The sequence below is a fragment of the Pristimantibacillus sp. Z349TD_6 genome (assembly GCF_056173205.1).
Map to the genome: position 1 here is coordinate 2,726,883 of NZ_CM149662.1, position 13,063 is coordinate 2,739,945.

A 13,063-nucleotide genomic window follows, 5' to 3' on the forward strand; every position below is an offset into this window, starting at 1 on the left:
TTTCATCCAAAAGGAGGATTTCAAAATGACTAATAAGAAACCAAATATTCTACTGTTCGGCATAGATAGCCTTCGTCGGGATCATATGAGTGCGTATGGTTATTCGAGGCTGACTACTCCGCATCTAGATAAAATTGCTGCCGAGGGCGTTCTATATGAGAACCATTTCAGCCCGGGCATTCCGACAACGCCGGCTTATGCATCGATGCTGACTGGTATGGATGTGTTCGGAACCGACGTTGTAGCGCTGCGCCACGAAGGACCGCTTGGCAGTCACGTGAAGACGCTGCCTGAGCTGCTTGCGGAGAACGGCTATAACACGTCATGTGTCGGCTTCTCGGGCAATCCATCATCGCGCGGTTTCCAAACATATCTCGATTATGAATCTTGGGTGCCTGACGAGTCGGGACGTACGCCCAAGGCACAAAATTTAAATGATGTTGCCATTCCAGAGCTGGAGCGGCTGGCGGCAGAGGATAAGCCGTTCCTGCTGTTCATGCGGCATATGGATCCGCATTCACCGTATTTGCCGCCTGCGCCGTTCGAGCGGATGTTCTACGGCAAGGACGAGAAGGACCCAGCCAACGACTCCATGGAGCCGGTTTACAATTTCAAGCCGTTCGCCGACTTCTTGAAGTCATGGATTCCGGAAGGCGTCACTGATGAAGCCTATGTTGGCGCGCAATATGATGGAGCAATCGCTTATATGGATGCTTGTATCCAAGGCATCTTCGAGAAGCTGAACGCGCTGGGCTTAGAGGAAGAGACACTTGTCGTCATCACGTCGGATCACGGCGAGACGCTGTATGAGCACGACTGTTATTTTGATCATCACGGCCTGTATGACTGTACGCTTGTTGTGCCGCTTATTATTAAGTTTCCGGGGCGTTTGCCTGCGGGAACACGGACTCAGGATGTGTCGGTCATCTCGGATATTATGCCGACGCTGCTGCAATTGATTGGCATCGACAGCGGCATTTCCTTCGACGGCCGCAGCCTGCTTGAGCCGGTTGCGAGCGAAGATTCAGAGCGGATAAGCGAGCTGTATCTGACGGAATGCACGTGGATGCGCAAGCACGGCTGGCGCACACCGGAATGGAAGCTGATCCGCTCGCTTGAGCCGGACTTCCATTTTAAGCCGGAGGTAGAGCTGTACAATCTGATCCAAGATCCAGAAGAAAACAACAATGTGGCGGAGCTGCAGCCGGAAGTCGTTGGACTGCTTACGAAGCGGATGGAGGACCATATTGCAAAACGTGAAGCGCAGACGGGTCGTACGAATCCGATCTATACGAATCTGAATTGGCATGGCAAAGGCCAGACGTTCACCTCGTCTGAGCAGGCATACGAGTCACTGCATATCGGCAATATTATTGGCGCTCGCTCCCTTCAATCCAAGGAGGAGGCGGCATCCAAATGATTCGGGTTGCTGTCGTTGGTGTCAATCATATTGGGAAAATCCATTGCCGTGCTTATCGGCAGCATCCAGACACGGAGCTTGCTGCTGTCTGTGATCTGATGCCAGAACGCGCGGAGGCAGCTGGTCTTGAACATGGCGTTCCTGCGTATACCGACCTGAGAGAGCTGCTAGCTAAAGAACAGATCGATCTAGTCGTCGTAGCGACGGCGGGGGTTGAGAAGGGCAGTCATCATTTTGAACCCGCGATGATTGCGATCGATGCTGGCAAGGACGTCCATGTAGAAAAGCCGATTTCTAACCGAATTGAGGAAGCGAGGACGCTGGTTGCTGCCGCCCGGGAACGGGGCGTCCGGCTCGCTTGTAATTTGAATCATCGATTTACGCCGGCTGCTTATAAAGCGAAAGAACTGATGGAAGCTGGCAAGCTAGGCTCCCTTCTCTTTGTCAATATGCGGCTAACGATTCAGAATCCGCAGGAGGATACGGAATGGCTGCATATGCGTGCTCTGCATCCTCACTCCATCGATGTCATGCGGTATTTTGCCGGTGATATTAAGCGGGTTCAAGCGTTCATGACCAAGGCGCCGGGACGGCAGAGCTGGTCGACCGCATCCGTCAATGTGACGTTTGCTTCCGGCGCGGTTGGCCACTTGACCGGCAGCTACGACATGTCGATGCGGCATCCCATTGAATATTGCGAAGTCGCAGGTCATGAAGGCCGGTTTGTTATCGACAATGTGTACGAAAGCATGACGTATTATCCGCATCACTCCGACGAACTGCTCGTTGTACGCAACTCGCTGTTTGGCGGGATGCAGGGCTTCAATGATACGTTTACCCATCGGATCAATCGATTCATCGAGCAGGTCAAAGCAGGCGATGCGCCGGAGAAGATCGAGGCGTCAGGAGCGGATGCGCTTGCCGCACAGGAAGTTATTGAAGCCGCAATTCGTTCGCATCAGTCCGGCGGGATGCCCATTGACGTGCCTGCAATCGGATAAGCGACCGAACTTGGCGAGAGGAGAGGACAACATGGATAAACAACATGGCTCTGTTATATGGTTCATGGGCTTGTCGGGAGCAGGCAAGACGACGACGGCCAAGCATATAGCGGCAGAGCTGCTGCGGGAAGGACGGCACGTGGAGCTGCTCGATGGCGATGAGCTTAGAGAAACGATTTGTAAAGGACTTGGATTCTCACGGGAGGATCGATTGGAAAATATTAAACGAATCGTCTACGTCGCTAAGCTTCTCTCTCGCAATAGCGTAGATGTGCTCGTCTCTGCCATCACACCTTATGAGGAAATGCGGGACTATGCCCGTTCGCAGCTGCCCGGATTGGTGGAAGTTTATGTGCAGTGCCCGCTCGGGGAATGCGAGCGCCGTGATGTGAAGGGCTTGTATGCTAAAGCGAGAAACGGGGAATTGCACCATTTTACAGGCGTTTCCGATCCATTCGAGGTACCGCACTCGCCCGACATCATAATCGATACCGCTACTGCTTCATTGCAGAATAACGGCGAAGCCGTAATGGGCTGGCTGCATGCCAATATGAGGTTCAAGCATGCGGCGCAGCGAGCATAACCCAAGAGGTGAATAAGGACCGGAATACCGGACTACCCGAAGGAGACATACAATGAAGATCATACTGATATCGCTGGATACGCTTCGTGCATCGAGGCTGAGTGGGTACGGCTATTCCAAGCCGACAAGCCCATACTTGGACCAGATTGCCGAGCAAGGTGTGCTTTTCGAGCGAGCTTATGCCGCAGACATTCCAACCGAAGTGGCGCATACCGGCATTTTTACAGGCAAAGTAGGGCTTACGACAGGGATTGTCTCCCATGGCTCAGAGCTGACGCATCTGCCCAAATCGACCCCGTGGCTGCCAAACCTGCTGCGCGGCGCAGGCTTCACGACATCGGCGGTGGACAATTTGTACCAGCTTAAGGAATGGTTTGCCCGGGGTTATCGCTACTATACGAACAGCGTTGGCGGCAATCGCTGGATCGACGGCCGAACGGTCAACGATTTAGCTATGCCATGGCTGGCGGAGCATAAGGATGAATCGTTCTTTTTGTTCCTTCATTACTGGGATGCTCATACGCCTTACTTGCCGCCGGAATCCTATATTCCAGATTTTTATGAAGCAGGGCGAGATCCGTATGATCCGAACAACCGAAGCATGGAACCGGCTTACAATCATCCCGCCTACCCTTTCTTTAAGCACCACCATTACGATCTCGTTGGCCCAGTTACCGACAGCGCTTACTACGACGCGCTATATGATGCAGAAATCCGCTATCTTGATGATCGTTTGAAGGAACTCGACGCTCATCTGGAGAAGTTAGGTATCAAAGAGGATACGCTGCTCATACTATTTGGCGATCATGGCGAAAGTCTGACGGAGCACGACATCTATTGGGATCACTGCGGCTTATACGAGCCGACTGTCCATGTGCCGATTATTATGCGATGGCCGGGTCGTATCCCAGAGGGGCGCAGGGTGCAAGGTCTCGTGCAGCAGGTTGACCTCATGCCGACAATACTTGAAGCGATACGCAGCGAGCAGCCAGAAGGTATCGAGCTTATGAAGGTTGCAGACCCGCCAGGCATGGACGGGCGAAGCTTATGGCCTTCTATTCTCAACTTGGCTGACGGAACGCACGATGCTGTCTACCTTAGTGAATGCGCATGGCAAGCGGCGCGCGGCATACGGACGGAGCGCTACAAGTTTATTCGCACGTACGACGCGGGGCCTTTTACTAGGCCGCCTAGAGAGCTGTATGATCTGGATGCCGATCAAGAAGAGACGGTAAATCTTGCGGAGCGGGAGCCAGAGCTCGCCGATCAGCTGGAACGGCAGCTGGATAGTTGGGTGGAGGCGAAGCTTGATGGCCGTGAGGATCCGAAGGATCGGCAGCTTCGCGAGGCGGGACTTCCGTTCCGCAGACGCATTGAGCAGATTTTGGCGGAGTCAGGGATGACGTGGGACGAATGGTTTCAGGATCCGCGCCGTGAACGATTCGATCAGGCGACAGACGGGCGGCATGAACAGACCATCGGATCTTGATCCGATTACGAACCGAGGGGATGAAGGATGGGGCATATACTGGGAAGCAATAGTTACATGAAGGATGAATTCCCGTTCTGGATCAATCGGATGGTGCAAGCTTCTGTCTCTGAACATGGTCACGAGTTCATTGAGCTCGTCTTTGTGGTGCATGGACAGGGCGTCCATATCTTCCAAGGCAACCATTACAACATTCATGCGGGCGATGTGTTTATTATCAATCCCGGCGAGACGCATGCTTATTCCGTAGAGAGTGGCGGAAGTATGGAAATCATCAACTGTTTGTTTATGCCGTCCTTTATTCCCGATGCGCTGCTTCAGGAGCTGGAAATCACGGCATCGATGGACTACTTTTACGTGCATCCCTTCCTGAAGCAGGATGTCCGTTTCAACCATTACTTGAATCTGAACGGGCAGGAGGCGTCGTCCGTGCTGGCGCTGCTGGAGAATATGATCCGTGAACTCAACAGCCGCGGCCCTGGCCACACGACGTTGATTCGCCTGCAGATGGTGGAGCTGCTCGTTCTGCTGTCTCGCTATTACGCCTATATGCAAAGCCATCGTATTCATAAATCCCCGCGCCAATCGGAACGAGTAATGATGGCAAGACGAATTTCCGGTTATCTTGAACGCCATTTTGACAAAAAAATTACGCTTCAAGCGTTGTCCGGCTTGTTTAATGTCAGCACAAGGCAGCTGAACCGGTTGGTGCGCGAGGAATTCGGGAAAAGTGTTTTCGACCTGTTGCACGAAATTCGTATTGAACGGGCGAAGCGGATGCTGCTGGAATCCGACCAGAAGGTCATCTACATCGCGACTATGGTCGGCTACGACGATCCATCGTTCTTTAGCCGACTGTTCGTTCGTTATGCCGGCTGCTCGCCGCGCGAATATCGGACCGGTACACAGGGTCTGCGGGAAGGAAAGGAGCTGATCGCGCATGCCTCACTCGATGAAAGAGCGGAGGCCTAATGTACTGCTGATTACGGCAGACCAATTACGAGAGGATTGCGTGGGCTTCAGCGGTAAATATCCCGTTCGTACACCGCACATTGACCGTCTGTCTGAACAAGGAGTCTCTTTCTCCCACGCTTATTCCGTACTGCCGGTATGCGCACCGGCGAGGCAGTCGCTCCTGCGCGGCAGAAGGCCGGAAACATTCGGCGCTTTATGGAATTACAGCGGGGCGCTGCCTGTGGCTGCACTGCCGCCGGAAGCCTATACATGGACGAGAGCACTTGCGGAGAGCGGTTATGCAACCGCATATTTGGGCAAATGGGGAGTCAATCCGGTGCACGGGCCTGCGGCTTATGGTTTCGATTCATACGTCAGCGAAGCTGAATATCATGACTTTATCTCGCAAAAGCATCCGGACGTCCGATACGAGAATGGCTTCTTCGGAGAAGAGAGTCCGCTCCCGCTAGAGGACGCAGAGACACATTGGTTCGCCGCGCGTGCAAGTGAGACGCTGGAGCGGCTGCAAGGCGATGGTCGACCTTGGCATATGGCGCTGCACTTTAGCGATCCCCACTTGCCCTGCCGACCTTCACTTCCTTTTGCAGGGATGTATGCTGCTGCGGAAATCCCGGAGTGGGCAGGCTTCCGCGATGCCTTTGCCGGAAAGCCGTACATTCAGCGCCAGCAGCTGGAGAGCTGGGGCGTTGCCGATTATGATTGGCAGGACTGGGCGCCGATTGTTGCCCGTTATTACGCCATCATTAGTCAGCTCGACGATGCAATTGGTCAAGTGTTGGAGACGCTGGAGCGGTTAGGTATGGCGGATAACACCATTGTGATCTTTACCGCAGATCACGGTGATATGTGCGGTTCCCACGGAATGATGGATAAGCACTACATCATGTACGACGATGTTGTTCGGGTGCCGCTCATTGTTAGAATGCCGAGCGTCGGGGACGAAGAAGTGGGCGGACGATGTGACCGATTTGTCTACAATTTTCTAGATTTGCCGCCGACGATTTTGGAGCTTCTCAATCTGCAAACGCATGATCCTGGGGATTTGCAGGGGCGCTCACTTGTGCCACTGCTGGCTGGGGAGGAGCCTGCCGATTGGCGGGACGCCGTTGTATCCACCTATAACGGCCAGCAGTTCGGACTTTACACGCAGCGGATGATCCGCACGGCAGATTGGAAGTACGTTTGGAATTTAACAGACGTCGACGAGCTGTATGACATGGTTAATAATCCTGGCGAATTGGTTAATGTGAGTGGGAAGTTAGAGCACGCAGAGTTGCTTGCAGTGCTTAGGAGACGTCTGTTTGAGCAGTTGTCCGCAGACGGCGATGCCATAGTTGCCAACGAATGGACAAGACGTCAGCTGCTGCTAGGTGCGAAGCTGGGCGGGATATGAAAAGGATTGTTGAATTATTGTGTATCAAGTATTCCTGAAATTATTTCAAGTGATATTCAAAGCACTAGGTTCTGGGTGTTAAAAAGTAATTTAATACACAGAACTCTCAATCGAAGAGAAGCTCCTTTTCATCACTTGTCGTAAACAAGTTGAGAAAAGGAGCTTTTTATATTCCAAAAGTTAGACTATTAGTGCCATCATTGCAAACAACTTTAAACTCAGAACGAAATCAATTTAACACTGAAGAAATATTAAATAAAGAGTTACTACTTGATTTTTACTGGGATAAAAGTCTTACAAAATAGAAATTAGTTCAATTATATTGGAAGGAGAACAAACTTTAAAGCAAATTGAAGAGCTTTTCATTGTGAGAGCAAGTACGATATTTGATTATTTGGTGAAAATATATATATATCGAGAAGGGTACGAAAATCTAAAATTCAAAGTTAAACAAAAGATAGGTTTAATTAATTATATTGGGGTGAAGGTATGATCTTAAACTTGAAGGAAATTGAAAATTAATTTGAAATTGTAAATATGGAAATTATCAAATCGATGATAAAGTTTGAAATACCTCATAGATGAAACAACTCAAACTCAAAGAAGTGATAAGCACTTTAGTGGTCCTTTTTTTTATTAAGGGGGGAATATTGGTTTCAAGCATAAAGATGATTCTAAAGGTTTTCGCAAGGGGTTATTTAACTTTAATTTTGTTTTTTGGTATGCCAGAAAGCTATAGTGCACATCCTTCGAACAAAAGAGATGAATTTATCGAATCAAAGTATCAATCCAATATATGGTACAATTAGGTTGTGAGCATTCTACTTGTACTTCGACGTGATTTCTATGGAATTATTAAAAATACACTTGTGAGTGGGATCGTAATTTAAATTAGTTAGGAGCTATCACGTGGATTGGATTAAATATTATTCAAAGTATGATATGACTTGTGATATGTATATTAGAAAAATTATTAAAATAGCAAACCGTTATGAAGATAACTACTTTGATGAAGAAAATATTAATAAGATTCTTGAGTATCTTAATATTATAAAGTTTTGTTCGGTAGAGGAAATAAAAAATATAATCACAATAGAAACGGAAGGGAAAATTGAAAATGTATTAAAGTCAATAAAAATGAGAATCGGGCAATTTATAAGTAGTAGTAAAACGGGCAATTTTCTCAGTCTAATTGAAGATGTTGAATTAAGTTATAAAGAAGACTATTGGGAATTTGTTGAGAAATATAATATTTATGAATTCATCGATAAGTCTGATTTCGAATTATTCTTAAAAGATACTAGTTTTCATTTCTTTGTAATTCTAAAATTCAAGAAAACAGTTAACTACTTTGATGAGATATTAAGAAAACACATGTTAGAGGTCGATACCAGCGCCGAAGTGCTTCTTCATAAATATTTTCATAAAGAGAATGGTAAAGGGGAAGTAGCATATTTACCTCCATCACTAAATGAAAATGATGTAGAAAGAATAATTCTAAATTTTATTGAATCTAGTCTACCCAATTTTAATCAATTGGAAATGATTATTAACTATCCCAGCAACAGTGAGTTGAGGATAACTGATAGGCTCAAATTAAAAGCGAAACGTAGGTATAATTCAGAGGTAGATAAAATTTTTGATAGTAATAGCGGTTTTGAAATGGGTGTAACTATAAAATATGCTCCAAATCAAGTTGAAGCTGTTATTCATAATCACAATGGTTTGGTATCCGAATGTAGTGTAAGTCGATCTTGGATCGAAGATAACTTAGACTTTAATACTTTATGGAATAATTTTATTTACATTTTCGAGTTCTTTGACAAGCAAATGAGGTTGAATTTAGTAAGTAAATCTAGTGAAATAGGAACCATTGAGGGTCTAACAAGAATCAACTCAAAATTCCTCTATAACAATTTTTCAAGCTTTAAACATAAAGATATGATGTCTATTGTACAGATTAATAGTTACGTGCATATATTAACTACCTATCAGATTAGACTTGAAAATATGATTGAATGGTTCTTTGTAGAGTATTTAGTTCAAGAGTTTGAAATTAGCAATTTCATTGTAAATATGCCAACAAATGCGTCATCTAATTTTGAAAAGTGCAGAGCTATATTGCCGGAAATTGACAGAATCTTAAAGCAATATAGGCTTTTTCTTGAAGATGGAGCAATAGATCAAGAATTATTGCAAGTATCTTCGTCCCATATTTTCTTTAAGGACTGCAAAAGTTGTGTTGATAAAAAATATGTGTATCCTTTGAAGGGGATATTCGGTTCGGCTTCTTTTTTGCTTTTCTCAGATCAAAGCACAATTTTTTATCTACCAAAAATTAAGGATAGGTATAAGAATTTTTATCAGCTGTTACTGAACGAAAATATTAAACTAAACGATTTTCAAGATTATCAGATCAATCGAATTAATTGGCTCATTGAGAATCATTTTATATATGAAGATAACGATGGATATATGAAATTTAAGAATAAAAATAGAATTATTCTTTTTGCTGACTTATATTACAATGAAGTAATAAGTTACTGGAATTGTAATTCTAAATTAAGAGAAGAGATTGATATTCTTATAAAAGAAGAGGTACTCATTTCTGATAGTAAACTCTTTACTGAAGGTGAGCAGGATTATTTAGATTACCATTTAAATAAATCAAAATTTAGCAATTCATTGGATTTGCGTAATAGTTATCTTCATGGAACACATACCAATGATGATGAGATGCATAGAATAAACTACTTGATTTTCTTGAAATTAATTGTAATTATTATCGTGAAAATAAATGATGACTTAAGCATTCGAGAAAAGAGTCTAGGTGAATTAGTAAAGAATTAGCACAAAGCATCAACCGTAATTGAGCACATAATGCCTTCGGAATTTTTGTTAAGTTAGATAAAATTAGCAATTAATGAAAAGGCCGGTAATATTAAGTTTTTGGCGCAACTGGCAGATGCGAAGGACTAACAACCCTGCTTTGATTACAAAGAATGCCTTAGAAAGCGCCGATTTTTGAATAAGGAATAGAAGACTTTTCTTATAACATAGCTTCCGCATGGCTAACCGTTGAATAAACGGAAGGCGGCGGGGGCTTTTTTGGTTATTAAAAATCCAGTATTTTTTCGAGTCCTGTCACATGTGTTTCTTGTGTAGGAAACCATTGGTCTTCGACACGGCTGGAACGATAAACAATATCTGGAGGGGAATACACTTGACCAGAGCTTCTAAATGAAGTATGGCTTTTTGATTAATTTGAGCAATGATCTCTTCAGCTACACTGTAAGTGCGCGGTGTTTCATTAACAACAACTGTCCGATTGTCTTTATTATAGACTCTATATTTAACTCCATATCTAATGGAATTAAGGTTCGCGGATCAGTAATTTCTACGCTTATCCCCTTGTTTTCTCCACTTCCTCCGCGAAAATCGAAGGCAGAACCGCTGCCACTAAAAGACAAATGATGATTCTTGAAAAGCACTTATTTAACACAAAGCAAGGAACTGAATTGCAGCGACAAATAGATTCAGACAGTCAGATAGTCAAATAGTCAAAATTTTACTTGCCCAAAGTCAGTATCGCTCCTTTGATTTGTCCTTGTTTGCTCTATAGTGGAATGATTACTATTGTATATTTCAGTATTACACGCGTTTTAAGTTACTAGTGTTTTAAGTTACTTAGATTTTAAATGACTAGAAATTTAAGTTACTAACACTGCGTTCTAAAAGGACTAATTTGGAGTGAGAAAATATGGGGATTAACAATGATAGATTAATAGAGAAACGGCCTGCTAATGTTTGGACTGAGGCTTTTCCAATCGGCAATGGACGCTTGGGCGGCATGGTATTCGGTGGTATTCAATCCGAGAGAATTCAATTAAATGAAGACTCTATCTGGTATGGAGGACCGATAGGGAATGATAATCCAGAATCCATTGGAAAGCTGCAGGAGATTAGAAGCTTATTGCTGGAAGGAGAACCGCAGGAAGCAGAAAGATTAGCGTTGCTGCATATGACCAATGCGCCGCATTATTTTGGCCCGTATCAGCCGCTTGGTGATTTAACCATTAAGATGGAAGGTCATCAGAACGCTTCGGATTATCAGCGAGAGTTGAATCTTCATTCTGGAATCAACTTTATTGAGTATAAGTCTGAGTCTATTCACTATCGGCGGGAGGTCTTCGCTAGTGCGGCCGACCAAGTATTAATTATCCGTTCTGACTGCATCGCAGCAGGCTGCTCTTGCTTTAACTGCCCGTTTGAGTCGAAGGCCATTCGAAGGGGAAGTTGGCAGTGAGGCAGAGGGTACTTTGACAATGAAAGGACAATGTGGGCCAGGTGGCGTTCATTACGCAGCTGTATTACGAGCAGTCGTAGATGGAGGCGAGATACAGACGGTTGGGAACTATTTGGATATCCGTCATGCGAGTTCAGTTACTTTAATATTAGCGGCACAGACCTCGTTTAGGTGCATTGATCCGAGCATGGAGGCGCTCAAACAGGTGGAGCAGGCAGCTTCTTTGCCATATGCAGAGCTTAGGAATAGGCATGTTCAGAATCATAGTCATTTATTCGATAGAGTATCACTAACATTAGGCTCTGATGACGAGAATAATCTTGAGCTTGAACAAAAGCCTACCTCTGAGCGGCTGCTGCATTATCAGCAAGGTCATACAGATGTAGGTCTTGAAGCGTTATTCTATCAATACGGACGTTATTTGCTTATGGCAAGCTCAAGACCCGGCAGCCTGCCAGCTAATCTACAAGGAATATGGAATGAAAGCTTCACACCTCCTTGGGAGTCAGACTTCCATTTGAATATCAATTTGCAGATGAATTACTGGATCGCGGAAGCGGGTAATTTGGCTGAATGTCATGAGCCGCTGTTCGACCTCATCGATCGGCTGGTAATTAACGGACGAGAAACGGCACGCAAATTATACGGTGCAAGAGGTTTTGTAGCACATTCTGTAACCAATCTGTGGGCGGAAACAGGGATATTTTGCGCGTGGGCTCCGGCAATCTTTTGGCCATCAGGAGGTGCGTGGCTTGCCCTTCATTTATGGGAGCATTACAGATACAACGGCAACGTATCGTTTCTACGTGAACGAGCCTATTCGGTGCTGAAGGAGGCTTCGCTTTTTTTCCTCGATTATCTAATCGAAGATGACAAAGGCAGGTTTATAACCGCACCATCCCTTTCTCCAGAGAACAGTTATGTATCAGAAAGCGGCGCAATCGGGTCGTTATGCGTTGGTCCATCGATGGATTCTCAGATACTTTATGCGTTATTTAGCGCCTGTATAGAGTCAGCAAAAATTGTTGATCTTGATCCACTGCTTCAAGTGGAATGGATGGAAGCTCGAAGCAGACTTCCTAAGCCGGAGATTGGCCAGTACGGTCAGATTATGGAATGGGCTGTTGACTATGAGGAAGCTGAGCCTGGACATCGCCACAGTTCACATCTATTTGCTCTTCATCCGGGTGAGCAAATTTTGGCTCATCGAATGCCAGAATTAGGAGAAGGCGCACGGCGTACCCTCGAGCGGAGATTGGCGCATGGAGGCGGACATACAGGATGGAGTCAGGCATGGATTGCGAATTTTTGGGCGAGGTTAGGTGATCGCGATAAATCCCATAATAGCTTGCAAGATTTGTTGCGCAAAGCCGTTCATCCTAATTTATTCGGAGATCATCCGCCATTTCAGATTGACGCAAATTTTGGAGGGGCAGCGGCAATTCAAGAAATGCTGCTGCAATCGCACGGAGGCGAGCTGCTTTTGCTGCCCGCACTTCCTCCCGCATGGTCATCCGGCCGTATTACAGGCTTGCGTGCAAGGGGCGGGTTCACGGTTGATATCGAATGGTTGGATGGAAAGCTGAAGGAGGCCAAGATTCATACTGAGATCGGCGGGAAGCTTGCTATTTATAGCAAGGTACAACTTGAAATTCGTAATCTGGCAAATAAACTTATACTGGCTGAATGGACGGACTGCACCTATCAATTTGTAATGCCACCCGAAACCATGTATGTTGTTAAGCCTGCAACAGAGTGACACTAATAATTGGTAGACGGAGTCTCCATACATGTGAGACTAACATCAAAAAAGAGGTTTCCAACGTCTTAAACGAGGCTTTGGAAGCCTCTTTCTGTATTCCAATCATTAATCATACGACTTTTAGAAAAAAGTCA

General features: G+C 45.6%; 9 protein-coding genes. All 9 read left to right on the forward strand.

From position 1 onward, the window contains the following. Positions 1-25: 25 nt before the first annotated feature. The 9 genes from AC0VYE_RS11335 (at position 26) to AC0VYE_RS11375 (ending at position 12,926) form a co-directional block, all read left to right on the forward strand. Complete coding sequence (locus tag AC0VYE_RS11335) at positions 26-1,420, forward strand: sulfatase family protein (RefSeq protein WP_475447963.1); 1,395 nt, start codon at positions 26-28, stop codon at positions 1,418-1,420. Beyond that, a complete protein-coding gene (locus AC0VYE_RS11340; RefSeq protein WP_076269503.1) occupies positions 1,417-2,421 on the forward strand; it encodes a Gfo/Idh/MocA family protein in 1,005 nt (334 codons plus the stop codon). The genes AC0VYE_RS11335 and AC0VYE_RS11340 overlap by 4 nt, the downstream gene beginning before the upstream one ends. Before the next feature lie 31 nt (positions 2,422-2,452). Next, the gene (gene cysC, locus AC0VYE_RS11345; RefSeq protein WP_475447966.1) at positions 2,453-3,004 is read left to right on the forward strand and encodes an adenylyl-sulfate kinase; all 552 of its coding nucleotides are present in this window, start codon (positions 2,453-2,455) and stop codon (positions 3,002-3,004) included. Between the two features lie 52 nt (positions 3,005-3,056). Continuing rightward, positions 3,057-4,493, forward strand: coding sequence for a sulfatase family protein (locus AC0VYE_RS11350; RefSeq protein WP_475447968.1), 1,437 nt, complete (start codon positions 3,057-3,059; stop codon positions 4,491-4,493). 57 nt (positions 4,494-4,550) lie between these two features. After that, positions 4,551-5,465 carry a helix-turn-helix domain-containing protein gene (locus AC0VYE_RS11355; RefSeq protein WP_475447970.1) on the forward strand — a complete coding sequence of 305 codons (915 nt, stop codon included), beginning with the start codon at positions 4,551-4,553 and terminating at the stop codon, positions 5,463-5,465. Further along, positions 5,434-6,861 (forward strand): sulfatase family protein, encoded by a 1,428-nt coding sequence (locus AC0VYE_RS11360; RefSeq protein ID WP_475447972.1) that lies wholly within the window; start codon positions 5,434-5,436, stop codon positions 6,859-6,861. The genes AC0VYE_RS11355 and AC0VYE_RS11360 overlap by 32 nt, the downstream gene beginning before the upstream one ends. Positions 6,862-7,770: 909 nt before the next feature. Next, positions 7,771-9,711 (forward strand): hypothetical protein, encoded by a 1,941-nt coding sequence (locus AC0VYE_RS11365; RefSeq protein WP_475447974.1) that lies wholly within the window; start codon positions 7,771-7,773, stop codon positions 9,709-9,711. Between the two features lie 910 nt (positions 9,712-10,621). Beyond that, positions 10,622-11,167 carry a glycoside hydrolase family 95 protein gene (locus AC0VYE_RS11370; protein WP_475447976.1) on the forward strand — a complete coding sequence of 182 codons (546 nt, stop codon included), beginning with the start codon at positions 10,622-10,624 and terminating at the stop codon, positions 11,165-11,167. Then, positions 11,130-12,926, forward strand: a complete 1,797-nt coding sequence (locus AC0VYE_RS11375) for a glycosyl hydrolase family 95 catalytic domain-containing protein (RefSeq protein WP_475447978.1) — start codon at positions 11,130-11,132, stop codon at positions 12,924-12,926. The genes AC0VYE_RS11370 and AC0VYE_RS11375 overlap by 38 nt, the downstream gene beginning before the upstream one ends. Positions 12,927-13,063: the final 137 nt, after the last annotated feature.